Genomic DNA, 13,468 nt, shown 5'->3' with positions numbered 1-13,468 from the left:
TCAGGTTCGTCGCCCTCGCCACATGGAGCGTAAAGCAGCAGGTCGCGGGCGGTCCGTGGGAGCTGCTCCGGGGTGCAGCGTCCAAGGCTCCGACGAGCGGGCGAGTATGCCGTCCCGGCCGCGATCGGGACATGCTCTATGGCCGGCTGTTCGCATGGGGGTCCGCACCGGACGGGCCGACCGGGCGCGGAGGTATGGCCGGCACTGGTTCATTGATGCCCGGGGTGTGGGCGGGCGGCGCCGGAGCCGGGTCCAGGGGGCTGCCGGGCAGCAGCACCAGCAGGCACACGGCCACCACGGCAGCAGCCACACCGAGCGCGGCGAAGGCAACCCTGCGCGCCCGGCGCACTCCCCAACTGCGCCCCTGCGGGGGTGCGTAGCGGCACAGGTCGCGGTGCGTGACGAGCGCGGCGCGGGCGGCCAGCGCGGCGCGCAGCCGGTCCTCGGTCGCAAGTCGGCGGTCTTCGGCATTCGGCCTCATCGGCCCGCCCCCAGCTCCTTCTCCATGGCATCCAACGCGCGGCTCGCGGTGGACTTCACCGTGCCGCGGGACAGCCCGAGCGTCTGCGCGATCTGTGCCTCGGTCAGCTCCGACCAGTAGCGCAGCACCAACACCTCGCGCTGGCGCTGCGTCAGTTGCCCTATTGCGTCGAGCACTTGACGGTGTTCCTCGGCGAGCAGCAGCCCCTCGTCGACGGGCGGCCCGTAACCCTGGTGGGGTGGGCTGTAGGCACGGGCGGTGCGACGTCTGCGCAGCACGGAGCGGGCAGCGTTGACCACAGCGGTGTACAGGTAGGCCCCGGGGTCCTGGAGCCCGTCCAGCGAGGTGCCGTGCGTGCGGCAGACGGCGGCGAAGGCGTCCTGGACGACGTCCTCGGCGGTGTGCAGATCGTCCACCAGGAAGAGCGCGAGCCGCACCATGTCGAGTCGCCGTGCCTGGTACAGCTCGGTCAGCGTGGGCGGCGGCTCGTCGTCGTACGGCGTACCGAGTGCCCGCGGACGATGTCTCTGTTCCGGCACATCCTCGGTCCGGGGCATGCGGGAGAACAGACGGGACCACCAGGGCGGCGCTGCGGGAATGGCGTACTGCATGGACCTCGATCCGTCGCGGGAGGGGCGGGCGGGCCTACGGAAAGGCCGGCCCGCCCCGTGGTGCTGCCGCTGCTGCTACTTCTGGACCCCGCTGCCCGGCTGGATCACCCGGGGCGCATCGGCCGGGACGGGCACGGTGCCGGGCTTGCCCGCGTCGGCCGGCTTGCCCGCGTCGACGACCTTCGGAGTACCGGCGGGCTTCGAGTCGACGGGCTTCGACGCGGTCTGCGGGGCTGCGTCCCCGGTCGTGGTGACCTTCGGCGCGGCCGGCTTCACGCCGGAGTCGGCAACGGCCTGCACGGCGAAGCCGCCGCCCAGCAGCAGCGCGACACCGGTGACGGCACCCAGGGCCCGGGGGCGGAGACGGTGGTTCCACTTGGCGTGCGAAGACATGGGACTCTCCCGAGGAAGTGACGGAAAAACGGTCTGGAACAACAGCTGAAGGGCACCTTCAACCCACCAGACGTGCGACACCACCCGAGGTTGCGACCACATCCGAGAAACTTCACCACGGCCTGCTCTTCAGGGAGAGAGAGCGTGCCCAGTGCCCGCAGGCCGGCCCTGATCTGCCGCGCAGTACAGCAACCGGCGCACACGGGCGTACCTGCGGCGCCGGGGCCTTCGGCATGTGATCCCGGAGAAGGCCGACCAGGCGGCTGGCTGCGGCGGAAGACCAGCCGTCCGCCGAGCACCGTCGCCGTACAACTCACGGCGCCCGCAGTACGCAGCGCCGCCAGGTCCCGTACACCGACACCGCTGCCCGGTCGGCGCCGCCTCGCGCCGGTCGTGCGCCGGCGCCGGAAAATTCCGGGACCGTCCGGCTCCGGAGGGGCACTAGCGCCGCCGGTACACCAGCCGCCCGCCCAGCACCGTGGCCACGCACCGCCCCGCCCCCGCCGCGCACAGCGCCGCCTCATCGGGTACGTCGAAGACGGCGAGGTCGGCACGGCCGCCGACGGTGAGCGGGCCGTGCACGGAACCGGGCAGGTCGTACCCCTCCACGAACGGGTCCAGGCTCGGTTCGCCGACCAGTATGCCGGGGGCGCCGACGACCGAGACCTCCGTCAGACCCGAGCGGGCAACGGCGGTGCGGACGGCCGGGTCGTGGAAGCGGCCCGCGAGGTGCGTCGTGCCGTACCGCAGCATCTGCTGCAGTCCGCGCCGTACGCTGCCCGCCCGCCGCATCGCGTCCATCTCACCGACCAGCCGCTCGAACGCCTCGCCCCACAGCGGCTGGTCGCCGAGCGCGTCCGCCTCGCGCGGGTCGGGGTGGTAGCAGCGGGTGAGCAGCCACAGCCCGTGCCACTGCCGCAGTCCCGGCGTGATGACGCCCGGCCATGTACGGACCCGGGCCGCGGGGTGGGCGGCCACGACCTCGTCGTACGGTCCGAGGGCGACGATGCGGTCGCCCTCCACGGCCACCGCACCCTGCGCAACGGCAGCCGCGCCGACCGGAAGCACCAGCGGCGCGGCATGAACGGTCAGCAAAACTGCCTCAGTTGGCGTTCAGGAGCTTCAGCTCCGGATGGGCCGTGCCGCCCTCGATCGCAGTGGACGAGATGTGCGAGACGACGCGCTCGTCGACCGGGTCGTTCGCCGGGTCGTCGTGGACGACGAGGTGCTCGTACGTCGTGGCGCGCTGCGCCGGTACGCGGCCCGCCTTGCGGATCAGGTCGATGATCTCCAGGCGGTTGGAGCGGTGCTTGGCACCGGCCGAGGAGACGACGTTCTCCTCCAGCATGATCGAGCCGAGGTCGTCGGCGCCGTAGTGCAGCGACAGCTGGCCGACCTCCTTGCCGGTGGTCAGCCAGGAGCCCTGGATGTGCGCGACGTTGTCGAGGAAGATCCGGGCGATGGCGATCATCCGCAGGTACTCGAAGAGCGTCGCCTGCGTCCGGCCCTTCAGGTGGTTGTTCTCCGGCTGGTACGTGTACGGGATGAACGCGCGGAAGCCACCCGTCCGGTCCTGTACGTCGCGGATCATCCGCAGGTGTTCGATGCGCTCGGCGTTGGTCTCGCCGGTGCCCATCAGCATGGTGGAGGTGGACTCGACACCGAGGCGGTGCGCGGCCTCCATGATCTCCAGCCAGCGCTCACCGGACTCCTTGAGCGGGGCGATCGCCTTGCGCGGCCGGGCCGGCAACAGCTCGGCGCCCGCTCCCGCGAAGGAGTCGAGACCGGCGGCGTGGATGCGCTGGATGGCCTCCTCGACGGAGACCTTGGAGATCCGGGCCATGTGCTCGACCTCGGAGGCGCCGAGCGAGTGGATGACGAGCTGCGGGAACGCCTTCTTGATGGCGGAGAAGTGCTCCTCGTAGTACTCGACGCCGTAGTCCGGGTGGTGCCCGCCCTGGAACATGATCTGCGTGCCGCCGAGTTCGACGGTCTCCGCGCAGCGGCGCAGGATGTCGTCGAGGTCGCGGGACCAGCCTTTGGCAGTGTCCTTGGGCGCGGCGTAGAAGGCGCAGAACTTGCAGGCCGTGACGCACACGTTCGTGTAGTTGATGTTGCGCTCGATGATGTACGTCGCGATGTGCTCCGTACCGGCGTAACGGCGTCGGCGTACGGCATCGGCGGCCGAGCCCAGTGCGTGCAGCGGCGCCGACCGGTAGAGGTCGAGGGCCTCCTCCGGAGTGATCCGACCGCCCTCGGCGGCTCGGTCGAGGATGGGCTGAAGGTCGGCCTTCTCGGTCACCGGGCTGTCACCTTTCGGCGGTTTTTCAACGGATCTACGGACCGGTTCAGCCTACGCCAGCCCCTGTCGGGGTCAGCTGCCGGACCGGGTGAGCGTGCCGTACGGACGTCCCGCGCCGCTCTCCTCGGACCGGAAGCGGAGGGTGCCGTCGGCGGCGCGTGTGAAGTGGACGTCGGTGGTGGGGGAGGTGCAGAGGGTCGGGTCGCCGGGGCGCTGCGGATCGGCGCGCTCCCGGAGCGTCAGTTCCTTGTCGGTGCCGGACGAGAGGCTGGCGACGCTGTTGCAGCGGACGGTCAGTCCGAGAGCGCTGACCTCCGTGGTCATACGGACCACGTCCGCGCCTTTCTTCCCCTCGGTGAACACGGCGGTGAGCGTGCCGTGCGACTGCCCGGAGGTCTTCTCGGTGATCGGGCCCTTCCACGTGCCGATGAACGCCTTCGGGAGTTCGCTGATCTGCTCCGGGCCACCCGTACCCGAGTCCGAGGGCTGCGACGGCCGCCCGGAGGGCGTGGCGGCCGGCGGGGTGTGGCCGACACCGCCGTGTTCGGCGGTGTCCCGGCCGCCGCCGCCCGGCATCAGATCGAAGATGTACGCACTGCCCACGGTCACGGCGGCGAGGGCGCCCGCCACGGCGAGGGCGACGGTGCAGCTCAGCCTCCGGCCGCGGTTCGCATCGGGGCGGGCCGGGGCGGAGTCCGCGCTGACGGTGACGGAGAAACGGGGGTCGGGCGTACGTTGCCCGGGCAGCCCGGACGACCCGGTCGGCCGCGACGTCCCGGCCGACTCGGCCATACCGGCGGTCGCCGGCCACGAGGGCGGCCCGTTCGGCCGGGGCGGCCGGGTCGGTTCATGCGACGGGAACGGCTCGATCGGCGGACCGAACCCACCGCCCGCACCACCTGCGCCGCCCGCGCCCCACGCCGCACTGCTGAACGGCACCGGCCCCGACTGCACCGGCGCCTCCTGCGGTTCCAGGTCCAGCAGTGCGACCGCCGCCCGGCTGACCTCGCGCACCAGAGGACCCGGCAGCCAGCCCGCCGCCACCAGCGCCGCCGCCCCGCCCGGCGCCAGCTGCCGGGCCAGCTCCGTAGGGGTCGGCCGGTCCTCCGGGTCCTTCTCCAGACACCCGGCGACGACGTCCCGCAGCTCCCCCTCCAGCTCCCCCAGCTCGGGCTCCTCGTGCACCACCTTGTAGAGCAGTACGGCCGAGGAGTCGCCGAGGAAGGGGGCGGTACCGGTCGCCGCGTACGCGAGCACCGCGCCGAGCGAGAAGACATCGGCCGCGCCCGAGATGTCCACGCCCCGGATCTGCTCCGGTGCCATGTAGCCCGGCGAGCCGACCGAGACCCCGGTGGAGGTGAGCGAGGCGGTGGCACCGATGGCGTGGGCGATCCCGAAGTCGATCAGCCGGGGGCCGTCGAGGGCGAGCAGCACGTTGGACGGCTTCACATCGCGGTGGATGAGGCCCTGCTCGTGCACCGCGGCCAGCGCCTCCCCGAGTCCGGCACCCAGCGTCCGCACCGCGTGCTCGGGCAGCGGCCCGTGCTCGGCGACCGCGGTGGACAGCGGGGGGCCGGCCACATAGCCGGTGGCGACCCACGGAATGGGGGCGTCCGGGTCGGCGTCCAGGACGGGCGCCGTCCACTGCGCACCGATCCGCCGCGCCGCGTCCACCTCCCGCCGGAAGCGGGCCCGGAACTGCTCGTCGAGAGCGAAGTGGGGGTGCACGACCTTGACCGCGACGGTACGTCCGCCCGCGCTGCGCCCCAGATAGACCCGGCCCATGCCGCCCGCACCGAGCCTGCCGAGCAGTCGGTAGGCACCGATGGTCAGCGGTTCGCCGGCTTCCAGCGGCTGCATATGGACTCCCCCTGTGGACCGGCCGGACCTCCGACCGAAGCCTAGGGGGCGAAGGTCATCGGGTCACAGAGGAAACCATCCGCCGATTTCACCCCTAAGGGAACGAACAACGGCTTTCGACACAACAAAAGGCGTGAATGCGTCGTTCACCCGAGCAATTCCGGTACTCTCCCCGGACATCATCCGGGAATGGCTATTCGACGCGTATTAACCCGAATCGATAGCCGGGCCGGGAGCCGCACCGCTCACACCAGCCCGCCGTACAGCACGCCGGCCAGGGCCCCACAGATCATGAAGGGGCCGAACGGGAACGCGGCCTTCCGGCTCGCCCGGCGCAGCAGGATCAGGCCGAGGCCCCAGCCCGCGCCGACGACGAAAGCCACGGCGGTGCCGGCGAAGAGCACCGGCCAGCCGTACCAGCCGAGAACCTGCCCCAGGGTGAGGGCCAGCTTGACGTCGCCGAAACCCATTCCGCCGGGGTTGATCAGGAAGAGCAGGAAGTAACAGCCGCCGAGGGCGAGCCCGCCGAGCAGCGCCGTCGGCCACGACCCGGCGGCGGCAGGCAGTGATGCGGTGGCGCCGAGCAGGACGGGCGTCCCCGCCGCAAGCGGAAGCGTGAGGGTGTCGGGCAGCCGGTGCACGGCTCGGTCGACGAGACTCAGCAGGGTGCCGAACGGCGCGAGCAGCAACCAGACCACCAGCTCCGGCCGGGCGCCGACGGCCGCGGCGAGGCTCCCGCAGACCAGCGCGGTGGCGACAGCAGGCATATAAGGGGCGGGCCGCAGGGCCGCACCGGGTCGCACCCCGTCGCGGCCGGCTGTGGGGACGCCCGGGTCGCCGCCATCCGTGACGAGACCCGAGTCCCCGTCAGCCGTACCGGGACCCGGCCCACAGCCATCGGCCCTGCCGACGCCCGAGGAGCCGCCCAAGCCGCCGGCCGACATGTCGGCGCCCGGGCCGAGAACCGTACCGCCGACACCGTCCGGCACCTTCCCCGGCCCGCGGCTGACCGCCGCCCCCGCACCCGCACCGACCGGCTGACGCCTCGCGCACCGCGCGCATGCCGGAGGGCCGAGCCAGCCACGGGCCGGGCCCGTCAAAGGGTGGCCGGAAGGGCAGGCCGTGCGCCAAGGGGTGCCCAGCTCGACGGCGAGACGGTACGCGGCGCGCGGCACGAGGAGCCCCGTGCCGGCGCCCCACAGCGCGGCCGCAACGATCGTCGGCACGCTCATAGGTCAGCCGGCCGCCGCATCGGCGTCACGCCAGGTCGGCAGCAGCTCGTCCAGCAGCGCTTCCGTACGCGGCGGCAGCCCCCGGCCGGCGGCGGCCGGCTGGTTGGCCCGGGCGACGAGGGACGCGGCGAGCACCGCCAGGCGCTCGGTATCGCCCGTGGCGTGGGTCGCGCGCAGCAGCTCGTTCCACAGCCGCTCGTCGGTCGGCGACGAGGACAGTGCGACGGTGAGTGCGGCGACGGCCTGCTCGGGTCGGCCCTGTTCGAGGTGGTGTTCCGACAGGGCGAGGGCCACGTCCGCGACGAGCAGGGGCAGCTGGGCGTCGACGATCTCGTGGGAGAGCCAGCCGTACCGTCCCGCCGGCCGGTCCACCAGCAGCGGGCCGCGGACGAGCTCGAGCGCGTCGGTGAGCAGCCGCTCCCGCACGGCCGCGTTCCGGGCCCCCCTGCCCTGCGTCGCTTCATGGTGAAGCGAGCGCAGCACGTCGAGGTCGGAGACGACGGAGACAGCGAGCGTGAGGCGGCCCGCCGGGTCCAGGCGCAGGCGAGGAGTACCGTCCGGGTCGGCACCGAGCCACTCACGCATCCGCTCGACGAGCGCGTCCCTTACGTCCTCGGTCACCCCGCGTGGCCACAGCGACGCGGCGAGCACCTGCGGATGCACACCCTCGCGGTGCAGCAGGAGCAGCGCCAGCGCCTCGTGCAGGAGCACACTGCGCTCGCTGTCGGGGGCGTCGATGCCGATGAGCTCGTACGTTCCGACGAGCCGGGCATAGACCGCCGGCCGGCCACGCTCTGTGATGTCGACGAGGAACCGGCTGGTGGACGGGTCGGGGTTCGGATCGTGGTCGGGCTCGGCGTCCTTGAAGAGCTGGACCACCGCGTCGTGCTGTGCTCGGGGCAGCATCTGAGCCTTGAGTTCGAGACCGAGCAGTGGGGCGAGCAGCCGGCCGTCGGAGGTGACCTCCAGCTGCCAGACCGCTCCGGGCAGATCGGCCGAGCCCGTGCCGACGAGATAGCCGATGCCCAGTCGGCCCGCGTCGGAGGCGAGTTCGGTGAGCCGCGCGGCCTGCGTCCCGGTCGGTTCGGCGGCGAGCAGGACGAGGTGCGGCGCCCAACGATTGTGCTGGACGTGGCCGGTACGACCGATGAGGACGGAGTCGTGCCCGGCTGCGCCCAGCGCGCCGCGGCGCTGCCGGGTCTCGGCCTCCATGACCTCCAACAGGTCCTCGACCCCTTCGAGATGACGCAGTCGGGTGGGGGCAAGTGCGCCGAGCTCCTCGCCGAAGCCCACCAGCGTGACCGTCATCCGGTCCGACCAGCCGCTGGTGGCCAGTTCCGCGGCGATCGAGGCCATCACGGCGGCGCGGTCCTGTGCGGCTCCGGTCAGCGAGACGACACCCGGTACGGACTCCAGGTTCAGCAGCAGACGGGAGTCGTCGTGGGTGCCCAGGCTGACAAGGCCGGGGTACGGGGACGCGGTGTCACTGTCCCCGTACACTCCGGCGGCGGATTTCTCCAAGTGCCAGAAGGTACCGTCCTGGCCCTCCTGCCACGGAGCGGGTGGCCGGCCCTCCCGGCGGCCGAGCTGAAGGTGCAGTTCGCCGTCGGCCAGCCAGGCCGCGTACACGACCGGCAGCGGGCGGGACTCCGCGGTGAGCGCCGCGGACAGACCACGCAGGGACCGGTCCAGGAGACGCACGGCCTCGGGGTCGGCCCCGACCAGCAGTGCGTCCTGGACATCGGCGGCGGCACCGGTGGGCACGGGCGGCTCCATGCCGCCCCGGCCTGTGACAGTGCTCATCGCGGACTGCCACAGCGCGGTACGGCGCCGGCGGCCCAGGGCTGCGAGCAGTCCTGCGGCGAGCAGCGGGGAAGCGATGAGGGCCTCGGGGAGACCGAAGGAGGAGTCGCCTGCGACCGGCGTCGCGACCTCGGTACCGGACTCCGAGCCGGTGTCCGGGGCGGCTGGCCGCTGTGCGGGCAGGGCGATCTGTGCGGTGTCGGTGTCGACACCACGACGACCGCCCTCGTGCCGGTCATCGCCCTGCTGTGCGCCGCCGCCCTGTGCCTGATCTCCGGCATCGGCGTACTCCTGGATCTGCTGCCGTACTTCCTCGGAGACCTTTGGCGCCTCGTCCGGCATCTCGACGACGTCACCGCCGTGGGCGTCTGCGGGCATCTCCATGATCCAGCCCGGCCGGATGAGGCTCGCCTGCGACAGCTTCGAACCGTCCGGCTGCACACGATCCTTGTTGAGCTGGTAGATCTCCTTGTATCGGCGCCCGTCCCCCAGGTGACGTTCGGCGACCTCCCAGAGCGAGTCGTGGTGCCGGCCTTCCGGAGGCTGGATCCGGTAGAACTTGGTCCCCTGCTCCTTGGCACTCTCCGCCGCTCGCTTCACGCCTTCGGCGCGCTCGGCCGCCTTCTCCCGCGCCGGCCCCTGCGCTTGCTCGCCGGGAGTCTGCTGTGCAGCCGACGCCACCGCCGGGCGGCTCTGTCCTTCCAGAGTCTGGCCGAGCTGCGAGAGACCGGGGGTGAAGCTCGCCGCTCCCGCCGTCACCAGCAACAGGGCCGCCACCAGTTGCCGGGCGAGGGCCTGGCTCGCCCCGGCGCCGGGGACCCGGGTCGGCATGCCGACCCCGGAGACGGCCGCCTTCACCTCGACGAGGACGCAGGCGGTGAACTGCGCCCACGCCAGCCAGACCACCACCGTCAGCACGCTGATGAACGTGTCGACCGTGATCTGCCGCTGGAACATGTCCAGCGAAGGCATCTCGTCCGGCAGCGGCCAGCCCACGAAGTACGCCAGCGCCCCGGGCACGCCGACGACGAGGGAGGCCAGCGCGACGAACGCGAGGAATGCCTTGACGAAGTCGCCGAGGGTCCGCCGGGGCGGTCTCGGGCGGCTGCTCGTACGGGAGGTGGTGCGTGCCATAACAGGCTTCCTGTGGAGGACGACGGTGGAGTAGCGGCGGTGGGTCGGGGCGGTCGCTTTCCGGCTTCCGGGCTACCCGGCGACGGACTCGGCGGCCGATCTGCCGTGCACAGTCAGCGAGCCGCCGAAGAGGATTCCGGTCAGCACAGGCCGGTAGGTGAGCTGGATCTCGACCTCGACCCGTCGGGCGTCGGCCGCCACACAGCGCGAGGCCGCGACATCCTCTCCCGTCATTCCCTCCTCCCGGGCGAAGGCGCGTACCCGGGCGGCGCAGTTGCCGGAGTTGATGGGAGCCGAACCACCGGAGCCGTCGTACAGGGCGTCCCGGTCGATGTCCTGCGCCGCGTATCGGGCGGCCTGTTCGGCGATGTCCGCGGCCCGTTCGCGCTGGGAGATCGCCAGCCCGCCGTCGATCACGAACGCGGCCAGTGCCATGAAGAGCAGCGCGAAGATGATGACGGCGCCGGCGCCCGAGCCCCTGTCGTCCAGGTGTTCGCGCCGTGCCGCCCACCGAGAGCGCACCAGCTCCTGCGCCGTCATGCGGCCCTCCGGAAGGGGTCGAGCGGCGAGGTGGACCGGCCGGTGAGGGTGGTCGGGATGTCGAGACCGAGCATCCCCAGGCCGCGGATCTCGCAGCTGACCTCGACGGTGAAGAACCCGCCGGGCTCGAAGCCATCGCTGATCTTGTTCACCGTCACCGGTCCCGCGCACACATCGGCGAGATCGGCTGCCGCCGCCTTCCTCGCCTCTGCCATCGCGATGCCGCGGTCCTTCTGGATCGAACCGGCACGGGCCGCGTCCCGTGCAGCGCCGTCGACCGCGCCCCGGCCGTCGACGAGTTGCCCGAAGGCGACGAGGACCAGAAGGAAGAGGATCACAACAGGCGCGAGGATGACCACCTCGATCGTGGACAGGCCACGGTCGTCGGCGGCCCGGACCCTTATCCGCTCGCGCGCGCGGACCATCAAGTGAGTCAGCCCCCTTCCGGTACGAATCGCTCCACCGGCCCCTGTGACTGTGCGTGGACCGTCAGGTCGAGCCCTGGGAAGACGCTCGGCACCCTCGCGGTGATCTCCACGCCCACCATGTCCGGCTCGGGCCGGTACGTCCGCACCTTGGGCAAGAGGACCAACTGCGGGCCCAACTGCTGGATGTAGCTGTCGGCGACCACCCGCGCCTTGCCCCGCCACCCGCCCGGGTTCTCGTCCGCCTCGGCCCGCGCCTCGCGCGCGCCCGCCTGGGCGGCGGCCTGCGCCACATGGTCCGCGAAGGAGTACAGCGCGAACTGCACCGTCGCGAAGATCATGAAGAACAGGATGGGGGTCAGCAGGACGAACTCGATCGCGGTCGCGCCGGAGTCACCGCGGGTGGAGGCGACCTCCACCCGGCGGCGTACGGCGGTGCGCAACCAGTCTGCGAAACGGTTCATGGCATCGGAAAGGGGAAGTTCGACCGTCAACATCCCTCTGGTCAGCAGGTCTTGCCGGCGTCGGCGCCCGTGATGCACTCGCCGACCTTGGTGGCACCGTCCTTCAGTGCGAGATTGATGATCGCGGCGACCACGCCGACGATCGCGACCACGACCGCCGAGATGATCACCCACTCGACGGCGGACGCGCCGCGGTCGAGCTCGCCCGAGCGGGCACGCTGCACCCTGCCCCGCAGGAAGGTGAGCAGGAAGTCGACGGCCGGATGGCTGATGCGGGGTCCGTTCATGGTTTTCGGATCCTCTCGAAGAAGGGGCAGGCGGGTTACGGAGATCAGCTGACCTGGAAGACGCGTACGGCAGCCGGGAAGATCAGGAAGACGAGGAAGCCGGCGCAGAGCAGCAGCTGGGCGACGAGCATCGACTGCGACTTCTCGCCCGCACTGCCCTCGATCTGGGCCATCTCCCGGTGCCGCATCGTCTCGGCCCGGGAGGCCAGGGACTCGCGCACCTTCGCTCCGTCGTCGGCGACGAGCGCCAGGGAGGCCGAAAGGTCCTTCAGCTCGTCAACGCCCAGCTGTTCACCGAGCCGGCCGAGCGCCTGCCACTGGCTGGTACCGGTGATCCGGGCGTCCGCCAGAGTGTTGCGGATCCGCCGCAGCGCCCAGCCGTCGCTCACCTCTGCCGCGGCCATCAGCGCTTCGGGCAGACCACGGCCGCCGGCCAGGTTCATGGCGACCAGGTCGAGATAGGCCCCGATGACACGCCGCAGGTCACGGCGCTTGTCGGCCGCGTCCCGGCGCACTTCGAGGTCCGGCAGGAAGAAGAACACGCCCGCGCAGGCCAGGGCCATCCAGATCGGGATGACCGGACCGCTGCCGAAGCCGAGAGTCCAGACGATCGCGAAGAGGAACGGCCCGAAGAAGAGGCCGGCCGCGCTCAGCAGGATCTTGGTCGCCAGGAAATTCTCCCAGCTGCGTTCGAGAACCGACAGATCGGCTCGTAGCGAGTGCTGTTCCCAGCCTTGCTGTACATAGAAGTCGGCGACGCGCCCGCCCACGCGGGCGCGCAGCGAATCCAGCCGCCCGGGAGTCACCTCCGCGGCGCCGCGGAGGTCCGTCTCGTACGCCGTGCCACGCGCCCGCATGGCGTCGATACGGGCCACGGTCGCGACCGCGCCCCGCTTGGACGGCATCAGCGCCCGTACGAGTGCGTAGATGCCGAGACCGAGGACGGCCCCGATCACCACTGGCAGGGTGAGGTTCATCGCGGGGAGACCTCCTCTCGCCCGGACTCCGGCGACCGGGGCGACCGGGGGTGTACGAAGCGCACTGCCACGTCGTCACGGACCAGAAAGCGCTCGGGGGTCTCGATGGTGGAAAGCTTGCGCAGCCACCAGAAGCCCAGGGCGAACAGACCGCACACACACATGAGGACGAGCTGTCCGAGCGGCGTGCCGTACGGGGACACGAAGTCCCGGTTGAAGACCGCGAGTCCGAGGACGAAGGCGACGCTGACGCCGACGACGATCTGCACACTGCGCCGGGTGCTGGACCGTTGGGCCATCACACGCTGCCGCATGTCGACCTCCTCGCGGGCGGACTTGGCCAGGGCACCGAGGACCTGGCGCAGGCCGGGACCACGCAACCGTGCGTTGAGGATCAGGGCCGCGACGATGATGTCCGCGGAGGCGTCGTCGATCTCGTCGGCGAGCGTCTGCAGTGCGTCGGGCAGCGGCGTACGCGCCCTCAGCCGGTCCACGAGTGCGTCCAGATGAGAACGCAGCGCGGGCGCGGCGGCCCGCGCCGAGGCGGGGATGGCCTGTTCGAGGCCGACCGCGCCGGCGATGGTGTCGCGCAGCGACTCGGTCCACGCCGCGAGGGCCTCGACCCGACGCATCGCGGCCCGCTCTTCGGCGGCGCCGCCGAAGAGGCGGTCCCAGAAGAAGACGAGCACGCCGGCGGCGATGCCCGCCACGGCCCAGCGGGTCAGCAGCAGGATGACAAGGCCGGCCCCGATTGCGATCGAGCCTCGGCGCCCGGCGAACCGGACCAATTCGGCGAGGCGTTCACTCGATCTGGCCTTCTCGTGGGCCGCCTTGGCGGGTACGCCACGGAGGGCGAGGACGAGGAGGGCGATGCCGCCTCCGACGACGACCCCGCATACCAGGCCGTACAGCACGGGCAGCGAGAAGACGCCCCCCATGGAGGAGATGCCGTTCATATC

Annotated in this window: 14 protein-coding genes and 1 pseudogene; 1 reads left to right on the top strand and 14 read right to left on the bottom strand. The window is 71.7% G+C overall.

Annotation, left to right across the window (positions count from 1 at the left end; translation table 11 throughout):
* Nucleotides 1-136: 136 nt before the first annotated feature.
* From ACZ7IB_RS06275 to ACZ7IB_RS06265, 3 genes are all read right to left on the bottom strand, one after another.
* A complete protein-coding gene (locus ACZ7IB_RS06275) occupies nt 137-481 on the bottom strand; it encodes a hypothetical protein (RefSeq protein ID WP_470909655.1) in 345 nt (114 codons plus the stop codon).
* Nucleotides 478-1,092 carry an RNA polymerase sigma factor gene (locus ACZ7IB_RS06270; RefSeq protein ID WP_470909653.1) on the bottom strand — a complete coding sequence of 205 codons (615 nt, stop codon included), beginning with the start codon at nt 1,090-1,092 and terminating at the stop codon, nt 478-480. The genes ACZ7IB_RS06275 and ACZ7IB_RS06270 overlap by 4 nt, the downstream gene beginning before the upstream one ends.
* A 75-nt stretch (nt 1,093-1,167) precedes the next feature.
* Nucleotides 1,168-1,485: a hypothetical protein gene (locus ACZ7IB_RS06265; RefSeq protein WP_470909651.1), complete on the bottom strand. Its 318-nt coding sequence runs from the start codon at nt 1,483-1,485 to the stop codon at nt 1,168-1,170.
* Between the two features lie 184 nt (nt 1,486-1,669).
* Here ACZ7IB_RS06265 and ACZ7IB_RS06260 point away from each other — a divergent pair.
* A pseudogene (locus ACZ7IB_RS06260) lies at nt 1,670-1,768 on the top strand (IS5 family transposase); the annotation flags it as partial.
* Nucleotides 1,769-1,926: 158 nt separating this feature from the next.
* Here ACZ7IB_RS06260 and ACZ7IB_RS06255 read toward each other — a convergent pair.
* The 11 genes from ACZ7IB_RS06255 to ACZ7IB_RS06205 form a co-directional block, all read right to left on the bottom strand.
* Nucleotides 1,927-2,580 (bottom strand): imidazolonepropionase-like domain-containing protein, encoded by a 654-nt coding sequence (locus tag ACZ7IB_RS06255; RefSeq protein WP_470909649.1) that lies wholly within the window; start codon nt 2,578-2,580, stop codon nt 1,927-1,929.
* A 7-nt stretch (nt 2,581-2,587) separates the two neighbouring features.
* Complete coding sequence (gene mqnC / locus ACZ7IB_RS06250) at nt 2,588-3,787, bottom strand: cyclic dehypoxanthinyl futalosine synthase (RefSeq protein WP_470909647.1); 1,200 nt, start codon at nt 3,785-3,787, stop codon at nt 2,588-2,590.
* 72 nt (nt 3,788-3,859) lie between these two features.
* Nucleotides 3,860-5,647 carry a serine/threonine-protein kinase gene (locus ACZ7IB_RS06245; protein ID WP_470909645.1) on the bottom strand — a complete coding sequence of 596 codons (1,788 nt, stop codon included), beginning with the start codon at nt 5,645-5,647 and terminating at the stop codon, nt 3,860-3,862.
* A 245-nt stretch (nt 5,648-5,892) separates the two neighbouring features.
* A complete protein-coding gene (locus ACZ7IB_RS06240; protein ID WP_470909642.1) occupies nt 5,893-6,879 on the bottom strand; it encodes a prepilin peptidase in 987 nt (328 codons plus the stop codon).
* A gap of 3 nt (nt 6,880-6,882) precedes the next feature.
* A complete protein-coding gene (locus ACZ7IB_RS06235) occupies nt 6,883-9,816 on the bottom strand; it encodes a BTAD domain-containing putative transcriptional regulator (protein WP_470909640.1) in 2,934 nt (977 codons plus the stop codon).
* A gap of 72 nt (nt 9,817-9,888) precedes the next feature.
* Nucleotides 9,889-10,356, bottom strand: a complete 468-nt coding sequence (locus tag ACZ7IB_RS06230) for a TadE/TadG family type IV pilus assembly protein (protein WP_470909638.1) — start codon at nt 10,354-10,356, stop codon at nt 9,889-9,891.
* Complete coding sequence (locus tag ACZ7IB_RS06225) at nt 10,353-10,781, bottom strand: TadE/TadG family type IV pilus assembly protein (protein WP_470910427.1); 429 nt, start codon at nt 10,779-10,781, stop codon at nt 10,353-10,355. The genes ACZ7IB_RS06230 and ACZ7IB_RS06225 overlap by 4 nt, the downstream gene beginning before the upstream one ends.
* An 8-nt stretch (nt 10,782-10,789) precedes the next feature.
* The gene (locus ACZ7IB_RS06220) at nt 10,790-11,245 is read right to left on the bottom strand and encodes a TadE family protein (RefSeq protein WP_470909636.1); all 456 of its coding nucleotides are present in this window, start codon (nt 11,243-11,245) and stop codon (nt 10,790-10,792) included.
* Between the two features lie 41 nt (nt 11,246-11,286).
* Nucleotides 11,287-11,532, bottom strand: a complete 246-nt coding sequence (locus tag ACZ7IB_RS06215; RefSeq protein WP_406013683.1) for a hypothetical protein — start codon at nt 11,530-11,532, stop codon at nt 11,287-11,289.
* Between the two features lie 44 nt (nt 11,533-11,576).
* The gene (locus ACZ7IB_RS06210) at nt 11,577-12,509 is read right to left on the bottom strand and encodes a type II secretion system F family protein (RefSeq protein ID WP_470909634.1); all 933 of its coding nucleotides are present in this window, start codon (nt 12,507-12,509) and stop codon (nt 11,577-11,579) included.
* Nucleotides 12,506-13,465 carry a type II secretion system F family protein gene (locus ACZ7IB_RS06205; RefSeq protein WP_470909632.1) on the bottom strand — a complete coding sequence of 320 codons (960 nt, stop codon included), beginning with the start codon at nt 13,463-13,465 and terminating at the stop codon, nt 12,506-12,508. Before ACZ7IB_RS06205 ends, ACZ7IB_RS06210 begins: the two co-directional genes overlap by 4 nt.
* Between the last annotated feature and the right edge of the window lie 3 nt (nt 13,466-13,468).

The organism is Streptomyces sp. NPDC037301, assembly GCF_055602785.1.
Note: the sequence above shows the minus strand (reverse complement) of the source record. Positions and strands in the feature narration are given on the sequence as shown.

Bases quoted from the DNA above. Each gene is read 5' to 3' on its own strand.
- ACZ7IB_RS06275 (WP_470909655.1), bottom strand. From the start codon at position 481: ATGAGGCCGAATGCCGAAGACCGCCGACTTGCGACCGAGGACCGGCTG.
- ACZ7IB_RS06270 (WP_470909653.1), bottom strand. From the start codon at position 1,092: ATGCAGTACGCCATTCCCGCAGCGCCGCCCTGGTGGTCCCGTCTGTTC.
- ACZ7IB_RS06265 (WP_470909651.1), bottom strand. From the start codon at position 1,485: ATGTCTTCGCACGCCAAGTGGAACCACCGTCTCCGCCCCCGGGCCCTG.
- ACZ7IB_RS06245 (WP_470909645.1), bottom strand. From the start codon at position 5,647: ATGCAGCCGCTGGAAGCCGGCGAACCGCTGACCATCGGTGCCTACCGA.
- ACZ7IB_RS06240 (WP_470909642.1), bottom strand. From the start codon at position 6,879: ATGAGCGTGCCGACGATCGTTGCGGCCGCGCTGTGGGGCGCCGGCACG.
- ACZ7IB_RS06235 (WP_470909640.1), bottom strand. From the start codon at position 9,816: ATGGCACGCACCACCTCCCGTACGAGCAGCCGCCCGAGACCGCCCCGG.
- ACZ7IB_RS06230 (WP_470909638.1), bottom strand. From the start codon at position 10,356: ATGACGGCGCAGGAGCTGGTGCGCTCTCGGTGGGCGGCACGGCGCGAA.
- ACZ7IB_RS06225 (WP_470910427.1), bottom strand. From the start codon at position 10,781: ATGGTCCGCGCGCGCGAGCGGATAAGGGTCCGGGCCGCCGACGACCGT.
- ACZ7IB_RS06220 (WP_470909636.1), bottom strand. From the start codon at position 11,245: ATGAACCGTTTCGCAGACTGGTTGCGCACCGCCGTACGCCGCCGGGTG.
- ACZ7IB_RS06215 (WP_406013683.1), bottom strand. From the start codon at position 11,532: ATGAACGGACCCCGCATCAGCCATCCGGCCGTCGACTTCCTGCTCACC.
- ACZ7IB_RS06210 (WP_470909634.1), bottom strand. From the start codon at position 12,509: ATGAACCTCACCCTGCCAGTGGTGATCGGGGCCGTCCTCGGTCTCGGC.
- ACZ7IB_RS06205 (WP_470909632.1), bottom strand. From the start codon at position 13,465: ATGAACGGCATCTCCTCCATGGGGGGCGTCTTCTCGCTGCCCGTGCTG.